Origin of the sequence: Paenarthrobacter sp. NPDC091711, assembly GCF_044756605.1 — a bacterium.
GTDB lineage: Bacteria > Actinomycetota > Actinomycetes > Actinomycetales > Micrococcaceae > Arthrobacter.
Window position 1 is genome coordinate 185813 of record NZ_JBIVTF010000004.1, and the last position, 23535, is coordinate 209347.

Here is a 23535-nt window from a genome sequence, read left to right on the forward strand (position 1 = left end):
ATCGAGGACAACTTTTGACACCGGTAGTGAGCCTCCGCGGAGCAAGCCTTCAGTTTGGCAAGAGGGCGCTCTGGCGGGATCTCGACCTCGACATCAATCCCGGAGAGTTCTTCGCCGTCTTGGGGCCCAACGGCAGCGGCAAGACCAGTTTCCTCAAGGTTCTGCTGGGGCTGCAGGAATTACATTCAGGGACCGTTTCGCTGGGGGGTCACCCGGTGGAACGTGGAAGCAAGAAAATTGGCTATATACCTCAGCAGAAGTCGTTTGCCCCTGACACCCCACTGCGCGCCCGCGACCTGGTGGGGCTGGGGATCGATGGTCACCGATGGGGGATGCGGTTCGCGTCCGGCACTGTCAACCAGCGGATCGACCAATTGCTGGAGCAAGTAGGCGCGTCAGATTACGCCAAGGTGCCGGTAGGACAGTTGTCCGGTGGCGAGCAACAACGTCTCCGGGTGGCGCAAGCATTGGCCACGGAGCCACAGGTTCTCCTGTGTGACGAGCCGCTGCTGTCCCTGGACCTGCATCATCAGCAGGGGGTCAGCTCGCTGATCAACAAGCAATGCCACGAGCGGAACAGCGCGGTGGTCTTCGTGACCCACGAAATCAATCCGGTGATCGACTACGTGGACCGGGTGCTCTACCTGGCCGGTGGAAAATTCCGCGTGGGCACGCCGAAGGAAGTCATGACCACGGAAGTTCTCTCCGAGTTGTACGACAGCCATGTGGAAGTAATCCACGCCAACGGAAGGATTGTGGTGGTGGGTCTGCCCGACGCAACCACCCACTTCCATGACGAAGCCCACGCGAACGCCGGGGAGGAGCTCTAATGGACCTCGAGAGCATCCTGGCGACCATTTTCAACTTCGAGAATTACGGTGAATTGCTGGTCCTCGTCCAGAATTCCATTTGGGCAGGTGCCGTGCTGGGGCTCCTGGGTGGGCTTGTTGGCACGTTCGTGATGAAGCGGGACCTCGCTTTCGCAGTCCACGGCATCTCCGAGCTCTCCTTCGCGGGTGCGGCCTTTGCCCTGCTGATCGGTGCCGACATCATCTTCGGTTCCCTCATTGGCTCCGTGGCCGCGGCTGTGCTTCTGGGGTTTATGGGAGTCAGGGCACGGGACAAGAACTCGATCATTGGTGTGATCATGCCGTTCGGTTTGGGCCTGGGCATCCTGTTTCTGGCCCTCTACGAGGGCCGTGCGGCAAATAAATTCGGTCTGCTGACCGGTCAGATAGTTTCCGTTGACACGGTGCAGCTACAGGTCCTTGCCGGCACAGCTGTGGTGGTGATGATCGCGTTGGCGGCCATCTGGCGTCCGCTGAGCTTCGCCAGTGTTGACCCTGAGATGGCAGAGGCCCGGGGCGTTCCGGTCCGTGGTCTGGCCATCGGCTTCATGGTGCTGCTGGGTGTCAGTGTGGCCTTGTCCATCCAGATTGTTGGCGCGTTGCTGGTCCTCGCCCTGCTGATCACGCCGGCGGCTGCCGCGTTGAGGGTCACCACGTCACCCCGGCTGGTGGTGCTGTTGAGCGTGGTGTTCGCCTTGACGGCAACGGTGGGCGGAATCCTGCTGGCCCTCGGAAGCCGGATTCCCATCAGCCCTTACGTCACCACGTTGTCGTTCCTGATCTACGTGGTGTGCCGGGTGATCGGACGTGTCCGCACCAATAAGGGCCTCAACGGCCGGGTGTCACGGGATCAGCCCGCAGGTGCCCTCTAGAGCTTTCCGGCGGCTTTCTTAGCGGTGCACTCAGGGCATAGCCCGAAGATTTCCACGGTGTGCGCTACTTCGGTGAAGCCATGTTCAGCAGCGGTACGTGCCGCCCAGGTTTCGACGGCGGGCGCTTCCACTTCTTCGGCCTTGCCGCAGTTGCGGCACAGCAAGTGGTGGTGATGTCCGGTGACCGCGCAGCGTCGATACACTGCCTCGCCGTCGCCGTTTCGAAGGACATCAATGAGGCCGTCGTCGGCCAAGGACTGCAGTATCCGGTACGCCGTGGCAAGCGACACGGAGATGCCTTTGTTCTGCAGCAGCCGGTAGAGCTCCTGGGTGCTGACGAAGTCATCCAATTCGTCCAGGGCGGCGCTGACGGCCAAGCGTTGCTTGGTGACACGCTGCTCCTTGACACCGCTGGTGGCCGGCGCTGCGTTGCCGGTCGTGGCGGAATTGGTGCCCTGTGGCATTGAAAGACTCACTTCCCTGGGGATGCTGGCAAACCCCGATTTTACCAGTAGGGGAGGCTTGGAAACTGTCAGCCGGCGCCCATAGGCTGTCTCCATGAAGCTCACCAAGTACACCCACGCCTGTGTCCGGTTGGAGAAGGAGGGAAAGGTGCTGGTGATCGACCCCGGGACTTTCTCCGAGTCCGAGGAAGCGTTGAGCGGAGCCCATGCCGTGCTTGTTACGCACGAGCACAATGACCACATCGATCATCCGGCGGTGACGGCAGCCCTGCGGAGCAACACTGCGCTGGAGGTCCACGCGCCGGCCGGGGTGGCCGCTGCGCTGAAGGAAAACACCGATGTCGCCGATCGAGTGCACGCTGTGGAGCCCGGCTCCAGCTTTGAGGCGGCAGGATTCAGCATCCGGACTTTCGGTGGACAACATGCCGTCATCCACGCACAGATCCCGGTAGTCGCGAACATCGGCTACCTGGTGGACGGGAACGTCTTCCACCCCGGAGATTCGTTTGTGGTCCCCGACGGTATCAATGTTCAAACCCTCCTGGTCCCCATCCATGCCCCTTGGTCCAAAGTGGGCGAGGTAGTGGATTTCGTGATCTCCGTCCGCGCTCCCAGGGCATTTCCGGTCCACGACGGTCTGCTCAACGAACTGGGCCGGGGAATCGTTGAGGGACATGTCACCCGGATCGGCGCCCGTTATGGAACCACCTACACGCGTCTGGCCCCTAAAGAGTCCGTGGAGCTCTAGCCGGTCCACACCCCTTCGCTGTGAAACCGTTCCAGCACAGCTTCGTGGGGTGCCGGGTCCAAGCCGTGTGCGTCCAACCATCCGGCGTCGTTGTAGCTGCCCGCGTAACGATCGCCGGCGTCGCACATGAGTGAAACGATGCTGCCCCTGCGGCCCTCCGCCACCATCGCGGCCACCAGCTGCCAGACGCCCCAAAGATTGGTTCCTGTGGATGGCCCTGCGTGCAGGCCGGTGAGTTTCCGCAGGTGACGCATGGCGGCGACCGAGGCGGCGTCGGGCACTTGGATCATGTGGTCGATGACTGCCGGGACGAAGCTGGGCTCAGACCGAGGCCGGCCGATCCCCTCGATCCTGGACGGCAGGCCCGTGGCAGCGGCCGCGTCTCCGTCGCGCCATGCCGGGTAGAAAGCCGAATTTTCGGGGTCCACGACAGCCAGCCGGGTGTCATGTCGGTTGTATCGAAGGTAGCGGCCGATGGTGGCGCTGGTACCGCCGGTACCCGCACCGACCACAATCCATTCCGGAATCGGGTGTTCTTCCAGGGAGAGCTGTTCGAAGATCGATTCCGCGATGTTGTTGTTGCCGCGCCAATCCGTTGCGCGTTCGGCGTACGTGAATTGATCCATGTAGTAGCCACCGGACGTCTTTGCGGTCTCTTCGGCAACGGCGTAGACCTCTGAAGCATGATCAACCAGCAGGCATGCGCCCCCGAAGTCCTCAATCAGTGCGATCTTTTCCGGGCTGGTGGTCTTGGTCATGACCGCGATGAACGGCAACCCGATGAGCCGGGCAAAGTAGGCCTCGGACACAGCGGTGCTCCCGCTTGAGGCTTCAACGATGGTGGTGCCTTCGGTGATCCAGCCGTTGACGAGTCCATAAAGGAACAGGGACCGGGCCAAACGGTGCTTGAGGCTGCCGGATCTGTGGGTCGATTCGTCCTTGAGGTACAGGTGGACTCCCCAGTGCTCCGGGAGTGGAACCGCATAAAGGTGGGTGTCGGCCGAGCGGTTATTCTCAGCCTCGATCTTACGGATGGCCTCGTTGGCCCATGCCCTGTCCTGAATACACGAATTGCTCACCGGATAAGCCTAGGCTGGAATTGAGGCACCGGCAGCAACGGAGCCAAAGCCGCCGGAACGAAGGAGAACTTATGGCCACGTTGATAAGCGCGTCGGAACTGCACGCGCGCATCGAATCTGGGAAACGCACTGTACTTCTGGACGTCCGCTGGGTCCTGGGCCGTTCAGATGGGCACGCTGAGTACCAGAGCGCCCGTCTTCCGGGCGCAGTGTTCGTGGATCTTCCCACAGAGCTGGCTGACCACGCGCAGCCACGGCAAGGGCGCCATCCTCTGCCGGCCCGTGATCGCTTTCAGGAATCCGCGCGAAAGTGGGGGATCAACGACGACGACACCGTGGTGGCGTACGACAACAGCGGCAGTATGGCGGCGGCACGCGTTTGGTGGATGCTGCGGAATGCTGACTTTGGCTCGGTGTACCTGCTCGACGGCGGCCTGGCCGCGTGGCGCGCGGCGGGCTACGCGGTGGAATCCGGTGAGGTGAGTCCCGCCGTCGGAAATGTCACCTTGGGCGCGGGCCGCATGCCGGCCATCACGGAGCATGAGGCTGGGCAGTGGCACCGCAACGGTGTGTTGCTGGACGCCCGGGCGGGGGAGCGCTACCGCGGTGAGGTGGAACCCATTGATCCCCGGGCCGGGCACATCCCCGGCGCGGTGAGCGCGCCCACAACGGGGAACGTCACTGCTGATGGAAGGTTCCTTCCAGCGGAGGAGTTGCGTCGGCGTTTTGAGGAGCTGGGCCTGACGGAGTCGTCCGAGGTGGCTGTCTATTGCGGTTCCGGAGTGACGGCTTCCCATGAGATCGCTGCTTTGGAGATCGCCGGATACCGGGCTGCGCTGTATCCGGGCTCGTTCTCGCAGTGGTCGAATAACGCCGCGAATCCGGTGGTCCTTGGGAAGGATCCCTTTGATGAAGGCGCTGATGGTGCCGGTGATCACGCCGCCTCGAGTGGCACCGGCACGTCTGCCGGGAGTAGCGTCGGAGCATGACTCCCGGACGCCCCGTACCCCCGCCCTTAGCCAAATCCATCACTCTTGACGCGGGTGGGTCTGACGCCGAAGCCAGGACGCTCGCTGCAGCGTACGGCGCAACCTCGCCCGACAGTGGCTTGGTGCCACTGACCGTCGCGCGCCGGGTCCCCACCGAGGACGACGTCGAGATCGCGATTGAATTCTGCGGTCTGTGCCATTCAGACGTCCATGCGACGCGTGGGGAGTGGCGGGTCCCGCCGTACCCGCTGGTGCCCGGCCACGAAATCGTAGGCAAGGTAACCCGCGTGGGATCCGCTGTGGAGGACTTTGCTCCGGGCGACCGTGTAGGCGTCGGCTGCATGGTGGATTCCTGCCGCGAATGTGAGAGCTGCCTCGATGGCCTGGAGCAGTATTGCGAACGGGGCAACATCGGGACGTACGGCGCTGCCGACCCCCGCCACGAAGACGAGATCACCCAGGGTGGCTATTCGACGTCGGTAGTGGTTGACAGGCGCTTTGTGCTGCGGGTTCCCGAGACCTTGGACGCCGCGGCGGCAGCTCCTTTGCTGTGCGCCGGAATCACCACCTACTCTCCACTGCGGTATTTCGATGTTGAAGAAGGCGATTCCGTAGGTGTGGTGGGCTTGGGCGGACTGGGGCACATGGCAGTCAAGATCGCCAAAGCCATGGGCGCCGAGGTCACTGTTTTCACCACGTCCGAATCCAAGTTTGAGGCTGCCCGGGAGCTGGGCGCGGACCATGTGGTCCTGTCCAAGGATGCCGACGCCATGGACGCTGCAAACCGGAGCATCGATGTCATCATCGACACCGTCGCAGCGCCACATGATCTCAACCCGTACTTCCGGACCCTTCGCCTGGATGGCGCCCTCTTCCAGCTGGGACTCCCCGCCGATGACATGCCACCGGTCAGCCCTGGCCTGCTCATCCGCCGTCGGCTCGCCTATGCAGGTTCCTTGATCGGCGGCATTGAGGAAACGCAGGAGATGTTGGATTTCTGTGCCGAACACGGAGTTGTGAGCGACATCGAGGTGGTGGCCGCCGGGCAACTCAACGAAGCTTATGACCGCATGGTGGCCGGAGATGTGAAGTACCGTTTCGTTCTGGACACAGCAACACTCCAGGAACCATCGGAAAGGGCAGACGCATGAGCACGCTGTTCACCAAGATCATCAATGGGGAAATCCCGGGCCGCTTCGTCTGGAAGGACCAGGACGTGGTGGCGTTCCTGACTATCTCGCCCATCACCCAAGGGCACACCTTGGTGGTCCCGCGTGAAGAAGTGGACTCGTGGACGCACGCCAGCCCCGAGCTGCTGGCCAAGGTCATGGACGTGGCCCAGCGAATCGGCAAGGTGCAGGAGTCTATCTTCGATGCCAAGCGTGTTGGCGTGTTGATGGAAGGTTTCGAGGTGGATCATCTGCACGTCCACGTGTGGCCGGCCTATTCCACGGCAGACTTTGAAATTCACAACGTGGACCACAACCCGGATCCCGCGGTCATGGACGCTACTGCCGTTAAGCTTCGCGCCGCTCTCCGGACGGCTGGCCACGGGGATAGTGTCCCGGAGGACTGAGCCCCCACAAGATTTAACCCGGCAGTGCTGAATCCGCACTGCCGGGTTTTTCTGTGCCGGGCGCTAGGCCGGGGCGAGTGCCTGGTTCAGGACAGTGCGGACGCGCTTCTCCGACACGGAATAGGCGGTGCCCAACTCCACGGCGAAGAGGCTCACCCGCAGTTCCTCGATCATCCAGCGCACACGGGTTAACTCAGCGCCGGCGCGCCGCCCAGGAAGCAGCGCGGACACGGCGTCGTCATAGTCATCCTCCAATGCCTGAACGACTGCCATATTAAGGCCATCGCGTTGGACGTTCCCCGGAAGCTTTTCCAGCCGCTTCTCGATCCCCTGAAGGTACCGGGGCACTTGGCTGAGTTGCGCATAGCCCGTTTGTGCCACAAAGCCCGGGAACACCAGTTGCTCCAGTTGACTCTTCATGTCATTGAGGGCGCTGATCAGATGCAGGCTGGTGTTGGACTTCAGCTGCTTCTGGATGCGGCGGGTACTGGCCAGGATACGTTCGACGATCGCAGTCACCGTGAAGACGGTGTCGATCAGTTCTGCCCGGACAACCTCGTACAACGCATCGAAAGATTGCGTGTCCCAGGGCAGATCCTGGGGGACCAGTTTGTCGATCGCCGCTAAAGCGCAGTCAGCGATGAGCGCGCTCACGGATCCGTGCGGATTCTGGCTGAACGTCAGTTTCTCGGTGTTGCTGAGGTGCTCCAGCACGTAACGGTCAGGTGCCGGGATCCGCAGGGCGAGCAGCCTGATGACGCCGCCACGCATGGCGGCTTCTTGTTCCGGCCGGCTCTGGAAAACCCGGAGGGCAACGGACTTGCCTTCGTCCACGATGGCAGGGAATCCTGTGACTGCGTGACCCTTGACGGTTCGCGTCACCTGACGCTCCACGGTGCCGAAGTCCCACGTGGTGATGCCACTGCGTTCGGCAAGAACTCCATCCACGCCGGGAGCTTCCCCGGACGCCGGGGTGCGGCCATTGGGAGCACCAGATGCATCTGTTCCTTTGGCGCCTCCCTTTGCGCCGTTGGCGCCTTTGCCGCGTGACGTCGTCGCGGGCGTGGCACCGAGCGATTCTGCGATGGCACGACGAGTGGCCGGTGCCAGCTTTTCCTGAAGCTCTGGGAGGTCTTTGCCTTCGTCCAGCACTTTGCCCTTGCTGTCCACCACCTTGAAGCTCACCCTGAGGTGCGGTGGCACTGCGTCCCAGTTCCAGGATCCAGGTGGAATGACGTGACCGCGGAGCCGGCGAAGAACCAGTTCCAGGGAGGGCTCGAGCTCGTCGGTGGCGGGATCGAAGTCTGCTTCAAGAGCTGCAGTGGCCTGCCTCGCAACGTCCGGGGCGGGCACGAAGTTCTTCCGCACCTGCTTGGGCAGCGACTTAATCAGTGCTGTGACCAGCTCTACCCGCTGGCCGGGGATTTGCCAGCGGAAAGGAGCATCGTCCAACTGGTTGAGGAACAGCACCGGAACTTCAGCGGTGACGCCATCGGAGGGATTGGGGGCCGAGCCGGGCGCCACGGGATGGAACTCGTAGCTCAGAGGGAGTTCGAAGCCCTTGTGCAGCCAACTCTTCGGATAGGCGGAGTCATCCAGTGACTCGGCGTCTTCGCTCATCAGCAACGATTGGTCGAAGTCCAGGAGATCGGGGTCTGCCTGGCGGGCGTCCTTCCACCACTTGTCAAAGTGCCTCTCGGAGACCACTTCCTTGCCCACGCGGGCGTCATAGAACTCGAAGAGCGTCTGATCGTCCACCAGGATGTCCCGGCGCCGCATGCGGGTTTCGAGTTCTTCGATCTCCTGGAGCAGGGCGCGGTTCCGGTGGAAGAATTTATGGTGCGTTTTCCACTCACCCTCCACCAGGGCATGGCGGATGAAGAGTTCGCGCGACAACTCGGGGTCGACGCGCCCGTAATTGACGCGGCGGTTGGGGATGATGGGTACGCCGTACAGCGTCACTTTCTCGTGGGCCATGACGGCGCCCTGCCGCGAAGACCAGTGCGGTTCGCTGTAGGACCGCTTCACCAGGTCCGGAGCTACCTGCTCCGCCCATAGGGGATCGAACTTGGCGGCAACGCGGGCCCAGAGCCGGCTGGTTTCCACCAGTTCCGCTGCCATGACGAACGTGGGCGATTTCTTGAACAGCGCTGAACCGGGGAAGATCGCGAATCGGCTTCCGCGGGCGCCGGCGTACTCACGCTTGCGCTCATCCAAGAGGCCGATGTGGCTGAGTAATCCGGAGAGCAAGCTGATGTGGATGCCCTCGTAGTTTCCTACAGGGTCCGCTTCCCGCTTGTTGTCCAGGGCGATGCCGAGGGGTTTGGCCATTTGCCGGAGCTGGGTGAAGAGGTCCTGCCACTCACGGACACGCAGGTAATTGATGAACTCGTTCCGGCACAGCTTGCGGAACTGGGTGGAGGACAGCTCGCGCTGTTTCTCCTGGAGGTAGTTCCACAGGTTGAGGAAGCCGGTGAAGTCCGAGAGCTCATCACGGAACCGTGCGTGCTTTTCCGCGGCCAACTGTTGTTTGTCTGTTGGCCGTTCCCGGGGGTCCTGGATGGTGAGGGCAGCCGCCAGGATCATGACTTCGCGGACGCAGCCACGCTTACCGGCCTCCACGATCATTCGGCCCAGCCGTGGATCCACGGGCAGCTGGGCAAGTTTTTGCCCGACGGCGGTCAGGCCGCTACCGCTTCGACCTTTGCCGGCCGCTTCACCGGACTTGGGCGAGGTCAAGGCGCCGAGTTCGCGCAGGAGGGTGACGCCGTCGTTGATGGCCCGTGAGTCCGGTGGTTCCACGAAGGGGAAGTTCTCTACATCCTTGGGTCCTCGGGCCACGCCCATGGCTGTCATCTGCAGGATGACGGCAGCGAGGTTGGTCCTGAGAATTTCCGGGTCCGTGAACAGCGGACGCGACTCGAAGTCCTCTTCGGAGTACAAGCGGATGGCAATGCCCTCGGACACACGCCCACAGCGGCCCGAGCGCTGGTTGGCCGAGGCCTGGGAAACGCGTTCGATGGGAAGCCGCTGGACTTTGGTCCGGTGTGAATACCGGGAGATGCGGGCGGTGCCGGTGTCGATCACATACTTGATGCCGGGCACGGTCAGCGACGTCTCTGCCACGTTGGTGGCCAGGATAATGCGACGTTTTCCGCCGGGGTTGAACACCCTGTGCTGTTCTTGCAGGCTCAAACGGGCAAAGAGGGGCAGCACTTCTGTCCCCGCAAGGCGCCTGTTTGTTTGGATGCGGCCGTTGATGGCTTCCGTGGCATCCCGGATTTCGCGCTCACCGGAGAAGAAGATGAGGATGTCGCCGGGCGCTTCCTTGGCGAGCTCGTCCACTGCATCACAAACAGCGTCCAGAGGATCGCGGTCCTCTTCGAGTTCATCGTCTGAGGTGTCGTCGTCCCCTCCGGCCGGCTGGGATAAAGGCCTGTATCGGATCTCCACCGGATACGTCCGTCCGGAGACCTCGATGATCGGTGCTGGATCCTCCTCGCTGCCGAAGTGCTCGGCGAAACGCTGGGGATCGATGGTGGCCGAGGTGATGATGACCTTGAGGTCCGGGCGCTGGGGAAGTATGCGTTTGAGGTAGCCCAGAATGAAGTCGATGTTGAGGCTGCGCTCATGGGCTTCATCAATGATGATGGTGCTGTACTTCCGCAGCAGTTTGTCCCGCTGGATCTCCGCGAGGAGGATGCCGTCCGTCATCAGTTTGATCTTGGTGGACGCGCTGACCTCGCCGGTGAACCGGACCTGGAAGCCCACTTCCTGGCCAATCTCCACGTCCAGTTCAGAGGCGATGCGCTCGGCCACAGTGCGGGCTGCCAGCCGGCGTGGCTGGGTGTGCCCGATCAGGCCCTTGTCTCCAAGGCCAAGTTCGAGGCACATCTTGGGGATCTGCGTGGTCTTACCCGAACCGGTCTCGCCGGCAATGATGGTGACCTGGTTTGCGGCGATGGCCGCCATCAGATCCTCGCGGCGCTCGGAGACGGGCAGCTCTGCAGGGTAGGAAATATGAAGTGTCATGGCTGCAGCCAGTCTACTGTGGCTTGGGTACCGCGTCCGCTGCGTCCGTCACAGTCCCGGCTGCGGCACTTAGCCGGTGCGAAAGCTCCATGGCGTAGGACTTGAAGTCACCAGGCTCGAGAATCTCGAAGTCCATGTCCAGTGCGGCCAGATATGCCGCCGGGGCGGCCAGGTTGTCCCATCCGGACCTCAGTATCGTGGCCGCCGCACCATCAGCTGTCAGCGTGGCGTACTGGGAATTGACGACGGCGGCCACCTCGGCCAGGGGCGCGCGGAGCCGCACCACCACGTCGAACCTGTACGGCGAGCGGGTGATGGACTGCTGCACGTAGGCGGCGAGGTCTTCCGCGGGGAGGGGACGGGGCGTGTATCTCTTGCGTTCCGAGGGCAGCGACGCGAGACGGTCCGCCCGGAAGGTTCTCCAGTCCTCCCGCTCAACGTCCCACGCCACCAGATACCAGCGCCGGCCGGTGTCCACTAACCTGTAGGGCTCCACCAGCCGGCGTGCGGATTCACCATCGGACTTGACGTACTCGAAGGAGATTTGCCGCCTGTCCGATATTGCGGCGGAGACGACCGTCAGTTGCTGAGGATCAACGGTTCCTGCATTGCTGGGAAGGGTAGTGACGGCGGCCTTAAGCATGGCGAACTTGGGACGCAGCCTGGACGGCAGGACCTGCTCCAGCTTCGCCAATGCGCGGACGGACGCCTCACCAATGCCGGCTACGGGCCCTGCCGCCACAGAGTTCAATCCCAAGGCCACCGCCAGGGCTTCATTGTCATCGAGGAGCAGCGGAGGGAGCTGCGCACCCGCACCAAGTTGATAGCCGCCCGCGATTCCCGGAGATGCGTGAATGGGATATCCCAGATTGCGCAGTTTGTCGATATCCCGGCGGACGGTCCGCTCGGTCACGCCCATTCGATCAGCGAGTGCCGGGCCTGTCCATTCCCGACGCACCTGCAAGAGCGATAACAGTTGGAGGAGCCGGGCAGACGTTTGGATCATGCAAGTGAATCTAGCTCATGTGTCCGACGCAGTGGTGTCAGGAATCATGGTGGCTTAAAGAGGGACGCCCGCCGTTCGAAGAATCCTGCAGAATTCCGTGAACGGGCGGGCGTCGGTTGGTTGTGGCGTGGTGGACCTTGCAGTGGCCTGGCATGCCCCTAGTAGATGCGGGGATTCCAGTAGGGGCTGCTCGGAGCGTCGAAGGCGCTCCAGGGTTCCTTGGAGTTGATGGGCGGGTTGTGTCCGCGTCCATCCTTCAACAGGGCAGAAACGGTTGCTGCGACGGCGGTGATGAGGACGATGAAGAGGATGATTCCGAAGATTTCCATGTCTCTAGCCTGCTCCTGCGGCGAACCAAGAAACAGTGGCAGAAATGCCCCATATGGACAATTTTCTGCCACACTGGAGTTATGTTGAAATCAGTGGCGGTGATCGTTGTACCCAACTTCTCGATCTTCGAATTCGGCACGGCTTTCGAAGTCTTCGGCATCGACCGATCGGACCGTGGTGCCGGGGTGCCGGCCTTCGATTTCCGTGTTGTAGCCCCGGAACCGGGCGACGTCAGCATGAAGTCCGGACTGTCCCTGCATGTAAACCTTGGACTCGAAGCGGCAGCAGATGCGGACCTCGTCATCATGGCGCCGTTCGGAAGGGACCAGCACGTCCCCGAGTCTGTGATGGATGCCTTGCGCGCAGCACACGCCAGGGGAGCGTGGGTGATGTCCATTTGCTCCGGCGCTTATGCCCTGGCCCGCGCAGGACTACTGGACGGCCGCCGGTGCACCACGCATTGGCACTATTCCCAGGACCTGGCCAGCCGGTACCCGGCGGCGATCGTGGATGAGAACGTCCTCTATGTACAGGACGGGACCATCATCACCAGTGCCGGTACGGCCGCAGGAATTGACGCTTGCCTCCACCTTGTCCGTGAGGAGTTGGGGGCGAACGTGGCGGCCGCGATCGCGCGCGATATGGTGGTCCCGCCACATCGCGACGGCGGTCAGGCCCAGTTCATTGACAGGCCCATGCCCCGCTGCGGTTCAGCACCCATGGAGGCATTGCTGCGCTGGATGGTTGAGCACCTCGACGAAGAGCACAGCGTGAACGATCTGGCGGCAAGGCTCCACATGTCTCCCAGGACGTTCGCGCGCCGTTTCCGGGCGGAAACCGGGGCGACTCCGGCCGCCTGGCTGAACTCGCAACGCGTGCTGCGTGCGCAGGAACTCCTGGAAACCACTGAGCTGAACATCGACGAAATTGCCAGGGAAGCAGGATTCGGCCATTCGGTGCTGCTGCGCCACCATTTCACCAAGGTGCTGGACACAAGTCCTCAAAGCTACAGGCGGGCCTTCCGGGGGCAGTTGGCAGAAGCCATCTGAGGCAGCTTTTCGGGGGAGACATTTGCTGCGTGCTGTGCCGGGGTGGCCGTCAGCCTGAGCAGCCGCACTTTGGCTGAGCGGCCGCACTTTGGGAGAGCAGCGGCTCTTTGGCTTTAGCGGCGGCTACCCAACCGGCCTTGTGATTCTGAACCTTCAGCTTTGGCGCATTCCACCAGTTCCTGCCAAGGGCCCGTGACGGCGCGGTCCGGGAGGGTGGCACGGCGTTGGCCCGCCCTGATGGAGTACATGAACCGGTCCGGCTCATTGGCCAACCGTGCCTGGCTCTTGGCTTCATCCCAAGGGCACGCCTCCACAATGGGAACCCATCGGTCTTTGTCATCGGGAGACACTGCGTCCACGCTCCAGACGCGAGTCATCGCTGCGATTCCCCCACTGCGTTGGACCGTGATCTTCATGACCGGCTGCTTCTCGTTCTTTTGTTCCGTAGTCAGCCAACCGCCAGGGACCGAAGCGGAAAGTCCGGTCCCGCCAGCTGACTAAACCTTGACCTTCACAGTCTCCCACGCCTTCAGGACCGCGTCATGCTCCGCTGAACCGGAACCGAAGAGTTCTTCGGCGGTGGCCACGGTGGTCTTGGCAAATTTTCCGAACGTGCACGTCGCGGGGAGGCTTCCGCTGGTCAGCGTGCCGTACCAGATCTGGCCCGGCGCCTCCCACGCATTTCCACCAAGTTCTGTGGCCACCACGTAGAAAGCCTTGTTGGGGATTCCGGAGTTGATATGAACTCCGCCATTGTCGGCACTGGTCCGCACATACGTATCCATGGAGTCCGGCTGGGGATCCTTGCCGAGGACGTCGTCGTCGTAAGCAGTGCCGGGTGCTTTCATGGAGCGCAAGGCAGCGCCTTGGACCTGGTCGGTGAAGAGTCCCTCGCCGATGAGCCAAGTGGCTTGCTCCGCGGAATCCTTCTTTAGGTACTGCTCCACAAGCACGCCGAAGACGTCAGACATGGACTCGTTGAGCGCACCGGCCTGGTTCCGGTAGGCCAGGTTGGCAGTGTATTGGGTAACCCCGTGAGCGAGTTCGTGGCCGATGACGCTGAGGGACTTGGTGAAGCGCTGGAAGATCTGCCCATCGCCATCGCCAAAAACCATTTGGGAGCCATCCCAAAAGGCGTTGTCATAGAGCTTCCCGTAATGGACAGTTGCATCCAAGGCGAGGCCGGCATCGTCAATCGAGTCCCTGCCGAAAACCTCGCCGTACAGGCGATGCGTGCTGCCGAGGCCGTCATAGGCCTCATCGGCGGACACGTCCCCAACGGGTGCCGCCCCTTCCTTTCGGACCACACGTCCGGGCAACGCTTCTGACGACTCAGCGTCGTAAATGGTCCGCTTCGGCGGGCCGGGCTTGGCCTGGCGGGCACTGGGTGGCGCCGGTGGGATGGGCGCAGTGCGGATGGCCTGCAAGTCTTTGATGTGCAGCAGCGACTCTTTGGCTGCCCGGGCCACGGCACGCAGCCGTGGCTCATTTTGGGCGGCTATCTTGCGAAGCATGTACGGCGGGACGATCGAGCACATCACGGCAAAACCCCTTTGGCTATCGGTATGACCAACTAAATTCAGCCTAGGAGCAGGGACGGACATTATTGCGGTTCAGGACCGGCAAGCCCCGAACTGATAGTGAGTATCCGGCACACAAAAATACCCCGCCAGCAAAGCTGGCGGGGCATTCGTTTGTGCCCTCGATAGGATTCGAACCTACGGCCTTCTGCTCCGGAGGCAGACGCTCTATCCCCTGAGCTACGAGGGCATCCAGGGTTCCCTCCGTTGCCGGTGGGACGTCCTAGAGCTTAGCAGCCACTGCGCCGCAAATGAAAACCCGACGGCCACTGCGGCGAGCCCGGCCCGGCTGCGCCGATCAGTAGCCCGCGAACGAGTCCACGTGGACCCGGTGGGCTCCTGCACCGCGTGCTGCCGCCCGCAGGGAGTCGACGCTTGCCGGGGAACCGGAGACGAACACTTCCCTATCCCCAATGTCCGGAACCAGCTCCTTCAGGCGCGCGGCCTCGATCCTGGAGGCGCCGGCGTCGAGCATGAACTCCGGGGGAGCGGACCCGTCCGCGAGCCGGGCTATTACCTTGGCGCCGGACGCTTCCAGTTCCTCCACACAGGCCAACTCATCGCGACCCTTCGCCAGGTACAGCACCACGGTGTCGCGGGCGGCGTCCTTGGCCGCCAGCTGCGAGAGGTAGGGTGTGATGCCAATTCCCGCAGCAATGAGCAGGACAGGCTTCCCGGCGTCGTTCGGAAGAACAAAGTCCCCACCCACCGCGGTTGCCGAAATGCTGTCCCCGGGTCGAAGCGCAAACAGCGCCTTCTTGGCTGTGGAAAGCGGCTCGGCCGTCCCCACGCCGAACGTGATTTCCTCCGCACCGGGCGGGCTGGTAATGCTGAAGACCCGGCGACGCCCCTTACCATCGGAGCCAGCATGGGGAAGGTTCAGTTCCATGAACTGCCCGGCTTCAAAGCGCACTGGCCTCTGCGGTTCGAACCTGAATTCTGTACTGGCAGAGGTGAGGGGGCGTGAGCCCTTGAACGTCAGATGGACTCCACCACGCTGTCCCAGGAAGAAGGCAATGAGGTTCCCCAACAACAGTGCCAGTTCCGGGGAGTTGGCAATGAAGCCGAAGTTATAGGGCACCGCGAAGACAACACCCACGACGGCGGCGAGCGCCAGCTGCTGCCAGCGACGAGGCGGCAGAGTGAGTGGCTCCGAAAGCATGAAACCCACGAAAAACAGCAGCGGCCGTTGCGCCAAGGACTGCCACAGGGCCTGGCCCAACGTCATGTTGCGGCCCAGCAGTTCCACAGTGATGATGCTGGTGGCTGCCACCAGAAAAACGGTGGCCATCAGCATTTTCCGGGTCCGGTACAGGACAATCACCACTCCCGGAACCAGTACCCAGAGCATGGCTGGCGTTGCCGCCCACCATGTGGCGATGTTCAGTCCGGTCAACCCCGTGATGAACGCGCCCACCGCGGCCGGGTTGAAGATATGACGCCCGCGGAAGGCCAGGGCGTACTTGGAGACACTGGCCAGCACACACGCCAAAGCAACGCCCGCCATGTCCGTCACTCCAAAGGCAGGCCAGAACAGGAAGTACAGCAGCAGCCCGGTGATCAGCGAGGACTCCGTATGGGGTTTGACTCCGAAGACCAAGGCAAGGAGCCGGCTGGACGCGTAGGTCACGGCCAGGCAAAGAACCAAATGAACCAGCATCTCTGGCAGGCCGAAGGTCAACCACCCCAGGATGTTCAGGATCATGCTGTAGGCCGCAAGCACGCCCAACACCCAGAGAATCAAGCGGTACATGGTGAAGCGGCCCAACCAGGTGTCCACTCGGGACTTAGCGGCAATCATGTGAACAGTCTCCCCTCAAAACGGGTCGAAAACGTGGCAGCACCGCTGGAGGACACCTTAAGCCAGGAGAATTCGAACTCCTCCTCCAGCCGAGGAGGCTCAAGCATGAACAACGCGGTGGCCAGGGCGTCCGCTTCCAGGGCGCTCGCGGCAATGGTCCAGGTAGCCACTGTGGTGACAATTGGTGTGCCAGTGGTCCCATCCAGGACATGATGGAGACCATCGCCCCATGTACGGCGGTTGGAAGCCGAAGCGCAGAGGGCCGCGTTGTCCAGCTCCACAGTGCCTATGGCCTGCCGTGGGTTATAGGGATGCTCCAGAGCAACGGTGACCGGATGATTGCCGGCGTGCAGCATGTCGCCGCTTCCATCCACCAGGAAATCGGCATGGCCGCTCTCCTGCAGGACTTCGCCCAGCAGGTCAACAAGTTGGCCCTTGCCGGCGGCCCCCACGTCCAAGACCACCGGCGCTTGTGCGGCAAGCTCCGTGCCGTTCCAGTCAAGGACGTCTTCCCACCGGGGTGGGGCCAGGGGATTTCCGGCAGGAGTAAGCGTGTAAGCGGAGTCATACCCCAGCCGCTCCAGGCTGCTGCCGATGAGCGGGGTCATGGCGCCATCGCTGAGGCGATACAGCGCGGAGTACACCTCTTGGAGGGCGGTGGCATGCTCCGGCAGTGTTATCCGGCCTGGCCCGCGGGACACTCCGGAGACCAAGGAATCGGGCCTGAACCGCGACCACGTCTGGTCGTACTCTGCAACTGTCTTAAGCAATTCGCCCCGGACTGCAGGTGCAACATCGACCGGCGTCGAAATCTCCCACTCCGTACCGATCCCTTCGAAACTGAAGGTCCTCCAGCCAGGGTGTGGCATGGCCGTTACTTGGCCTGGGACTTGATCTGTTCCACGGCTTCATTGAAGCCCCCGGAAGTCAGCGATGAGCCAGCCACCTTGGAGACGTTGAGGTCGTCGATGTCCTTGCCCACGATCTGGGCGGCAATGCCACTGGCGAATTCGCCCTGGAACTTCTTGGTGTTGGGGTTGGAGGGGTGGACCGTGATGTTGACCGCAGAAACTTTATCGGCGGCAAGAGTGAGTTCAACACCCACGGTTTCCTGCCCGTTGGGCGAGGTGTACGTGCCGTCGGAGCTATAGGTCCCGTCCTTGTAGGTGGACGCGCCCGTGGAAGCGACCGCCGTGGACGATGACGTGGCTGCAGATGTTGGACTGCTGCTTGCGGCCTGGCCGCCATTCTCAGTAGCCGGGGTCTGTGTTGAGGGGGCTTCACTGGAAGGTGCGCATGCCGCGGCCGTTCCAATGATGGAGAGGCCGGCGAAACCAACGTAGAGGCTCTTGCGGAGTGGCGTAGTCATGGGTCTGCTCGTTTCGACTGGACAAGAATTGGTCAAGGGTCATTTTTTGTCAGGGTTAGTGCGTGTACCGGGATGACCAGCAAGGCCACCTCCTACGTGTTCACAACGTTGAAATCAGCGTAATGGTTCAGTCTGTGGCACCCGATAGCCGTTCCTGTGCGTCGGCTGTGTCCACATTGTCCACATAAGAGGCCCTCAATTCCGCGACTTTGCGGGCCCCCGGTAGGCTAGATGCGTGACTCCCGAAGAACTCTCTGCTGCCATATCCGCCTGCCTTAAGGACGCCGTCTCTACCGGCGAAATTACCTTGACGGAATCTGCCGTGCCCGATTCCGTGCGAGTGGAGCGACCCAAGAACCGGGATCACGGGGACTGGGCCACCAACATCGCCCTGCAGCTCTCCAAGCAGGCCGGCATGAATCCGCGCGAATTCGCGGGAATCCTCAGCAACCATCTGCAGGGCATTCCCGGTGTCACCGGCGTCGAAATCGCCGGTCCCGGCTTCCTCAACATCACCGTGGATGCCGCTACGGCCGGTGTCCTCGCCAAAGCCATCGTTGAGGCCGGAACCAGTTACGGCACCAACCAGGCGCTCGCGGGCCGCGTAGTAAACATGGAGTTCGTTTCGGCGAATCCCACGGGTCCGCTCCACATCGGTCACACCCGCTGGGCGGCCTTGGGCGATGCGATTGCCAGGGTCCTGCGCGCCTCCGGTGCGGACGTCACCGCCGAGTATTACATCAACGACGCCGGCTCGCAGATGAACGTCTTTGCCAACTCCGTCCTCTCCCGGCTTCACGGCCGCGGTGTTCCGGAGGGTGGCTACCCGGGCGAATACATCCGTGAACTTGGCGATGAAGTCCTCAAGGCCCACCCCGGCATCCGCGAGCTGACGGACGAGGCAGCTTTGCCCGTTATCCGTGCCGCAGCGTACGAGGCCCAGATGGCGGACATCAAGACCACCCTGGCTGAGTTCGGGGTGGAGTTCGATGTCTTCTTCTCGGAGAAGGAACTGCACGACGCCGGTGCCATCGAATCCGCCGTAGCCCGCCTTCGGGAGCAGGGCCACGTGTTCGACGACGGCGGTGCTGTTTGGTTGCGCACCACGGACTTCGGTGACGACAAAGACCGTGTGATGATCCGCGCCAATGGCGAACCCACCTATTTCGCTGCGGACGCCGCGTACTACCTCTCCAAGAAGGACCGCGGGTTTACTGAAAAGATTTATCTGCTCGGCGCAGACCACCACGGGTACATCAACCGCCTTAAAGCCATTGCGGCCTGTGCGGGCGATGATCCCGAGGTCAACATCGAGGTCCTGATCGGCCAACTTGTGTCCGTCAATGGTGCCAAGTTGTCCAAGCGTGCCGGCAACATCATTGAGCTCAAGGACCTCATCTCCTGGCTTGGCAAGGACGCCGTCAGGTATTCCCTGGCCCGTTTCCCGGCCGACTCGCCCCTGACGCTGGACCCGGAACTGCTGAAGAAGCACAGCAACGAGAACCCGGTGTTCTACGTGCAGTACGCTCACGCCCGGTCTCGTGGCACGGCACGCAACGCTGCCGAGGCCGGGGTGGAGCGCCAGGTTGATGGAGTAGATGCTTTCGACGCCTCGCTCCTGGACCACGCCACGGAAAACGAATTGCTTTCCTACCTGGGCAGTTATCCTTCCATCGTGGCCAAGGCCGCCGAACTGCGCGAGCCGCACCGCGTGGCCCGCCACCTTGAGGTCATTGCCGGCGCATACCACCGCTGGTACGACGCTTGCCGGGTGTCGCCGCAGGGTGATGACCCCGTCTTGGACGTCAACCGGACCCGCCTGTGGCTCAATGACGCCACCAGCCAGGTGCTTTTCAACGGACTCGAACTGCTGGGCGTTTCGGCGCCGGAACGGATGTAGGGCAATGAACCAAGCCGCTGATCACGCATCTCCGCTTGCTCCTGAATGGTTGGCCGTTCCCGGGGACCTCAATGCACTGCAGGAGCCCATGTGGGCTGCCGGCGTTGAGAAGAACGCTTCCGGTGAGGTCACCGTTGACGGTCTGTCCGTCAGCGAGCTTAAGGAACAGTTCGGAACTCCGCTGTTTGTCATGAGCGAATCGGACTTCCGCTCCCGGGCCCGGGCCTTCAAGGACGCCTTCGACGCCGCCTTCGCCGACATCTGCGGGGGAGTGGACGTCTATTACGCAGGGAAGTCGTTCCTGTGCACCGCAGTGGCCAGTTGGGTGGCAGAAGAGGGCCTCCGCCTGGACACGTGTTCCGGTGGCGAACTCGCTGTCGCAGCCCGCGCCGGGATCGACGGCTCCAACCTCGGCTTGCACGGCAATAACAAGTCTGACGCCGAGATCAACCGGGCCCTGGACATGTTGCTAGGCAGGATCGTGGTGGACAGCCTCGACGAACTGGAGCGGGTCGCCAAGATGGCGTCCAGCCGGGGCGAGGTTGCCAAGGTCATGCTTCGCCTGACCCCCGGTGTGCACGCGCACACTCACGAGTTCATTGCCACCGCACACGAGGACCAGAAGTTTGGCCTTTCCATGGCAGAGGACTCCACCGAGGAAGCGGGCCTGTCCGCCGCCGAAGAAGCAGTGGCTGCTGCGACCTCCTACGCCAGTATCGAGCTCCTGGGACTTCACTGCCACATCGGCTCGCAGATCTTCGAGCCCGACGGCTTTGCGGTAGCAGCGGAGAAACTCCTGGGCTTCCTCGCTGCCATGCAGGCCAAGTACTCCATCGTCATGCCCGAGCTGGACCTGGGCGGAGGCTACGGAATCGCCTACACACCGGTGGATACACCGCGGCCGCCGGCCGAGATCGCGGAGGCGATGGCCGCCGTCGTACGCTCCAAGTGCGCCGAGCTGAACATCACGCCGCCGCGCATCTCCATTGAACCCGGACGCGCGATCGTGGGGAGCACTACCTTCACGCTGTACGAAGTGGGCACGCTCAAAACCGTTCGCGTTGACGCCCCTGCAGGTGAAGAAGGGCAAGAGAACGTTACGTATCCACGGCGCTATGTGTCGGTGGACGGCGGAATGAGCGACAACGCCCGCCCGGTGCTTTACGACGCGGATTATTCGGCAATTTTGGCTTCCCGGGACTCGGATGCGGCTCCGCAGCTGTCCCGAGTAGTGGGCAAACATTGCGAGAGCGGCGACATAGTTGTTAGAGATGTATATCTGCCCGCGGATGTGGCAGCCGGTGATTTGCTCGCAGTACCGGGTACCGGCGCCTACTGCTGGGCCCTCTCCAGCAACTACAACTACCTGGCCCGGCCTGGCGTTGTCGCTGTACGCGACGGAGCCGCCCGGCTGATTGTCCGCGGGGAAACCGAAGAAGATCTCTTGAACCGCGACATGGGAGTGGCGAATGTCTGAAGTGCGAACCTTGAAGGTGGCCCTGCTGGGCTGTGGCAACGTTGGGGCCCAGGTTGCGCGGATTCTGATTGACGACGCCGAGGCCCTCGCTGCCCGCAGCGGTGCACGCCTGGAACTTTCCGGCATCGCCGTGCGCAATATCGAATCCCCGCGCGACGTCGAACTGCCGCGCGAACTGTTCACCACCGATGCCGATACTTTGGTCAAGGAAGCAGACCTGGTCATCGAGCTCATGGGCGGCATCGAGCCCGCCCGTTCGCTGATCCTGACGGCCATCCAAAACGGCGCGTGCGTCGTCACCGGAAACAAGGCACTGCTCGCACAGGATGGCCCCACTCTGTACGAAGAGGCTGACAAGGCCGGAGTCCAGCTTTCCTACGAAGCCGCCGTTGCCGGAGCCATCCCCATCCTGCGCCCCATCCGCGACAGCCTGTCCGGAGATCGCATCACCCGCGTGCTGGGCATTGTCAACGGAACCACAAACTTCATCCTGGACCAGATGGACACCACTGGTGCACAATTCTCCTATGCACTGGCCGAGGCCCAGCGTCTGGGATACGCGGAAGCGGACCCCACTGCCGACGTTGAAGGCCACGACGCCGCAGCCAAGGCAGCGATCCTTGCGTCATTGTCGTTCCACACCCGCTTCTCGCTGGACGATGTGTATTGCGAAGGCATCACCAAGGTCAGCGCTGCCGACATCGCCTCCGCCAAGGAGGCCGGCTTTGTGATCAAGTTGCTCGCAATTGCCGAAAAGATCGACTCATCGGATAACGGCAGCGGCATCTCCGTGCGGGTCCACCCCACCCTCCTGCCGCGTGAACACCCGCTGGCCGCTGTCCGTGGTGCTTTCAACGCCGTCTTCATCGAGGCGGAGAACGCCGGCGAACTGATGTTCTATGGGCAGGGCGCAGGCGGAACTCCCACCGCATCTGCCGTGCTGGGCGATCTCGTATCCGCTGCGCGGCGGTTGGTCCTTGGCGGTCCCGGACGCACTGAGACCACCACGGGCCACGTCCCGGCACTGGCCATCGATGCATCCACCACGAGCTACTACATCGGCCTTGATGTCGCTGACCAAGCCGGCGTGCTGGCAAGGATTGCGCACATTTTTGCCGACAACGGCGTTTCGATCGAAACCATGCGCCAAACGATCCACCGAGACTCTGCCTCCAACGTTGAGTCAGCCGAACTGAAAATCGTGACGCACCGTGCGTCCGAAGCTGCACTTGCGGCAACCGTCGAGGCCGTCAAAGGCCTGGACGTCATCAATTCTGTAACATCCGTACTGCGGGTAGAAGGGGTCTAAGTGGCTCACCAATGGCGCGGAGTAATCCGCGAATACGCTGATCGTTTGCCTGTAACGGAAGCCACCAAGGTCATCACCCTCGGCGAGGGAGGCACGCCGCTCGTCCACGCGCAGAAGCTGTCCGAGCTCACCGGCTCCGAGGTTTACCTGAAGGTCGAAGGCATGAACCCCACGGGTTCGTTCAAAGACCGGGGCATGACCATGGCCATGACCGCTGCTGTGGAAGCCGGCGCCAAAGCTGTGGTTTGCGCCTCCACTGGCAACACGTCCGCTTCAGCTGCGGCCTATGCCACTGCCGCCGGCCTCAAGTGCGCGGTGCTGGTGCCCGAAGGCAAGATCTCCATGGGCAAGCTGAGCCAGGCCATCGCCCACGGTGCCACTTTGCTCCAGGTTGACGGCAACTTCGACAACTGTTTGGACATCGCCCGGAAACTCGGCGAGGCCTATCCCGTGTTCCTGGTGAACTCCGTGAACCCGGCGCGAATCCAGGGCCAGAAGACCGGCGCCTTTGAAGTGGTGGACAGCCTGGGCGATGCCCCTGACATCCATGTCCTGCCCGTGGGAAACGCCGGCAACATCACTGCCTACTGGAAGGGCTACAAGGAATACTCCGCGCCCTTCGAGACCGCCAACGGAACACTTCCGGCTGTATCCACCAAGACTCCGGTCATGTGGGGATTCCAGGCCGCAGGAGCCGCACCGTTCGTTGCGGGGCACCCCATCACTGAACCGGACACCATCGCCACCGCCATCCGCATCGGTAACCCGGCATCGTGGGAGACTGCAGTTGCTGCCCGTGACGAATCGGGCGGACTGATCGAGGCTGTCACCGATGATGAGATTCTGGCCGCCCACCGCTGGTTGTCCGCCAAGGAAGGCGTCTTCGTCGAACCCGGCTCCGCGGCCGGCGTTGCGGGCTTGATCAAGAAGCACGCCGCAGGCGAAGTTCCGTCCGGCAAAACCATCGTCATTACCGTTACCGGCCATGGACTCAAGGACCCCCAGTGGGCCCTCCGCACCGAAGATGGCAGCGATGTCCAGCCCGTCAAGGTGCCGAACGACGTCGTCACCGTTGCCGCAGAACTGGGACTGGAAGAAAACTAAGA

At 62.4% G+C, this 23535-nt stretch carries 21 protein-coding genes and 1 tRNA gene; 11 read left to right on the forward strand and 11 right to left on the reverse strand.

Features of this window, described 5'->3' with window-relative positions:
* The first annotated feature begins 26 nt into the window (after nucleotides 1-26).
* Nucleotides 27-830 carry a metal ABC transporter ATP-binding protein gene (locus ACIQH5_RS08730; protein WP_400402128.1) on the forward strand — a complete coding sequence of 268 codons (804 nt, stop codon included), beginning with the start codon at nucleotides 27-29 and terminating at the stop codon, nucleotides 828-830.
* Entirely contained in the window at nucleotides 830-1720 is an 891-nt protein-coding gene (locus ACIQH5_RS08735; protein ID WP_062066315.1) for a metal ABC transporter permease, read from the forward strand. Before ACIQH5_RS08730 ends, ACIQH5_RS08735 begins: the two co-directional genes overlap by 1 nt.
* Here the strand turns inward: ACIQH5_RS08735 and ACIQH5_RS08740 are convergent.
* Nucleotides 1717-2184, reverse strand: coding sequence for a Fur family transcriptional regulator (locus ACIQH5_RS08740; RefSeq protein ID WP_400402129.1), 468 nt, complete (start codon nucleotides 2182-2184; stop codon nucleotides 1717-1719). The genes ACIQH5_RS08735 and ACIQH5_RS08740 overlap by 4 nt on opposite strands.
* Nucleotides 2185-2278: 94 nt before the next feature.
* Between ACIQH5_RS08740 and ACIQH5_RS08745 the strand changes: the two genes are divergently transcribed.
* A complete protein-coding gene (locus ACIQH5_RS08745; RefSeq protein WP_400402131.1) occupies nucleotides 2279-2932 on the forward strand; it encodes an MBL fold metallo-hydrolase in 654 nt (217 codons plus the stop codon).
* On the opposite strand, the gene ACIQH5_RS08750 is transcribed toward ACIQH5_RS08745, so the two are convergent.
* Nucleotides 2929-4011 carry a PLP-dependent cysteine synthase family protein gene (locus ACIQH5_RS08750; protein ID WP_400402133.1) on the reverse strand — a complete coding sequence of 361 codons (1083 nt, stop codon included), beginning with the start codon at nucleotides 4009-4011 and terminating at the stop codon, nucleotides 2929-2931. The two genes, ACIQH5_RS08745 and ACIQH5_RS08750, sit on opposite strands and share 4 nt — an antisense overlap.
* A gap of 71 nt (nucleotides 4012-4082) precedes the next feature.
* Here ACIQH5_RS08750 and ACIQH5_RS08755 point away from each other — a divergent pair, with 71 nt between their 5' ends.
* From ACIQH5_RS08755 to ACIQH5_RS08765, 3 genes are read left to right on the forward strand one after another with little or no spacing between them, the layout of a single operon-like run.
* On the forward strand, nucleotides 4083-5000 hold the full coding sequence (locus ACIQH5_RS08755; RefSeq protein ID WP_400402135.1) for a sulfurtransferase: 918 nt from the start codon (nucleotides 4083-4085) through the stop codon (nucleotides 4998-5000).
* On the forward strand, nucleotides 4997-6151 hold the full coding sequence (locus tag ACIQH5_RS08760) for an NAD(P)-dependent alcohol dehydrogenase (protein ID WP_400402137.1): 1155 nt from the start codon (nucleotides 4997-4999) through the stop codon (nucleotides 6149-6151). The genes ACIQH5_RS08755 and ACIQH5_RS08760 overlap by 4 nt, the downstream gene beginning before the upstream one ends.
* Entirely contained in the window at nucleotides 6148-6576 is a 429-nt protein-coding gene (locus ACIQH5_RS08765; RefSeq protein ID WP_062066334.1) for an HIT family protein, read from the forward strand. Before ACIQH5_RS08760 ends, ACIQH5_RS08765 begins: the two co-directional genes overlap by 4 nt.
* Nucleotides 6577-6639: 63 nt before the next feature.
* Here ACIQH5_RS08765 and hrpA read toward each other — a convergent pair whose 3' ends face one another.
* The 3 genes from hrpA to ACIQH5_RS08780 form a co-directional block, all read right to left on the reverse strand.
* Complete coding sequence (hrpA, locus tag ACIQH5_RS08770) at nucleotides 6640-10608, reverse strand: ATP-dependent RNA helicase HrpA (protein ID WP_400402140.1); 3969 nt, start codon at nucleotides 10606-10608, stop codon at nucleotides 6640-6642.
* Nucleotides 10609-10621: 13 nt separating this feature from the next.
* Nucleotides 10622-11614 carry a helix-turn-helix transcriptional regulator gene (locus tag ACIQH5_RS08775; RefSeq protein WP_400402142.1) on the reverse strand — a complete coding sequence of 331 codons (993 nt, stop codon included), beginning with the start codon at nucleotides 11612-11614 and terminating at the stop codon, nucleotides 10622-10624.
* Nucleotides 11615-11772: 158 nt separating this feature from the next.
* Nucleotides 11773-11943: a hypothetical protein gene (locus ACIQH5_RS08780; protein ID WP_014922190.1), complete on the reverse strand. Its 171-nt coding sequence runs from the start codon at nucleotides 11941-11943 to the stop codon at nucleotides 11773-11775.
* Nucleotides 11944-12024: 81 nt separating this feature from the next.
* On the opposite strand from ACIQH5_RS08780, the gene ACIQH5_RS08785 reads away from it, so the two are divergent.
* A complete protein-coding gene (locus ACIQH5_RS08785; protein WP_400402144.1) occupies nucleotides 12025-12993 on the forward strand; it encodes a GlxA family transcriptional regulator in 969 nt (322 codons plus the stop codon).
* 113 nt (nucleotides 12994-13106) lie between these two features.
* On the opposite strand, the gene ACIQH5_RS08790 is transcribed toward ACIQH5_RS08785, so the two are convergent.
* The 6 genes from ACIQH5_RS08790 to ACIQH5_RS08815 all read right to left on the reverse strand — a co-directional run bounded on the left by ACIQH5_RS08790 (nucleotide 13107) and on the right by ACIQH5_RS08815 (nucleotide 17743).
* Nucleotides 13107-13409: a protealysin inhibitor emfourin gene (locus ACIQH5_RS08790; RefSeq protein ID WP_400402146.1), complete on the reverse strand. Its 303-nt coding sequence runs from the start codon at nucleotides 13407-13409 to the stop codon at nucleotides 13107-13109.
* An 81-nt stretch (nucleotides 13410-13490) separates the two neighbouring features.
* Nucleotides 13491-14531 carry a M4 family metallopeptidase gene (locus ACIQH5_RS08795; RefSeq protein ID WP_400402148.1) on the reverse strand — a complete coding sequence of 347 codons (1041 nt, stop codon included), beginning with the start codon at nucleotides 14529-14531 and terminating at the stop codon, nucleotides 13491-13493.
* Between the two features lie 159 nt (nucleotides 14532-14690).
* Nucleotides 14691-14763: transfer RNA gene (locus ACIQH5_RS08800), tRNA-Arg, on the reverse strand.
* A gap of 108 nt (nucleotides 14764-14871) precedes the next feature.
* Nucleotides 14872-16374 carry an FAD-dependent oxidoreductase gene (locus tag ACIQH5_RS08805; RefSeq protein WP_400402150.1) on the reverse strand — a complete coding sequence of 501 codons (1503 nt, stop codon included), beginning with the start codon at nucleotides 16372-16374 and terminating at the stop codon, nucleotides 14872-14874.
* Nucleotides 16371-17243, reverse strand: coding sequence for an FAD:protein FMN transferase (locus ACIQH5_RS08810; protein WP_400402152.1), 873 nt, complete (start codon nucleotides 17241-17243; stop codon nucleotides 16371-16373). The genes ACIQH5_RS08805 and ACIQH5_RS08810 overlap by 4 nt, the downstream gene beginning before the upstream one ends.
* Before the next feature lie 5 nt (nucleotides 17244-17248).
* Entirely contained in the window at nucleotides 17249-17743 is a 495-nt protein-coding gene (locus ACIQH5_RS08815) for a hypothetical protein (protein ID WP_400402154.1), read from the reverse strand.
* Between the two features lie 235 nt (nucleotides 17744-17978).
* On the opposite strand from ACIQH5_RS08815, the gene argS reads away from it, so the two are divergent.
* Genes argS through thrC form a run of 4 tightly spaced genes read left to right on the forward strand, consistent with a single transcriptional unit; the run spans nucleotide 17979 to nucleotide 23533 of the window.
* A complete protein-coding gene (argS, locus tag ACIQH5_RS08820; RefSeq protein WP_062066354.1) occupies nucleotides 17979-19643 on the forward strand; it encodes an arginine--tRNA ligase in 1665 nt (554 codons plus the stop codon).
* Between the two features lie 4 nt (nucleotides 19644-19647).
* Nucleotides 19648-21120, forward strand: coding sequence for a diaminopimelate decarboxylase (gene lysA, locus ACIQH5_RS08825; RefSeq protein WP_400402156.1), 1473 nt, complete (start codon nucleotides 19648-19650; stop codon nucleotides 21118-21120).
* Complete coding sequence (locus ACIQH5_RS08830; RefSeq protein ID WP_400402158.1) at nucleotides 21113-22429, forward strand: homoserine dehydrogenase; 1317 nt, start codon at nucleotides 21113-21115, stop codon at nucleotides 22427-22429. The genes lysA and ACIQH5_RS08830 overlap by 8 nt, the downstream gene beginning before the upstream one ends.
* Nucleotides 22430-23533: a threonine synthase gene (gene thrC / locus ACIQH5_RS08835; RefSeq protein ID WP_062066363.1), complete on the forward strand. Its 1104-nt coding sequence runs from the start codon at nucleotides 22430-22432 to the stop codon at nucleotides 23531-23533.
* Nucleotides 23534-23535: the final 2 nt, after the last annotated feature.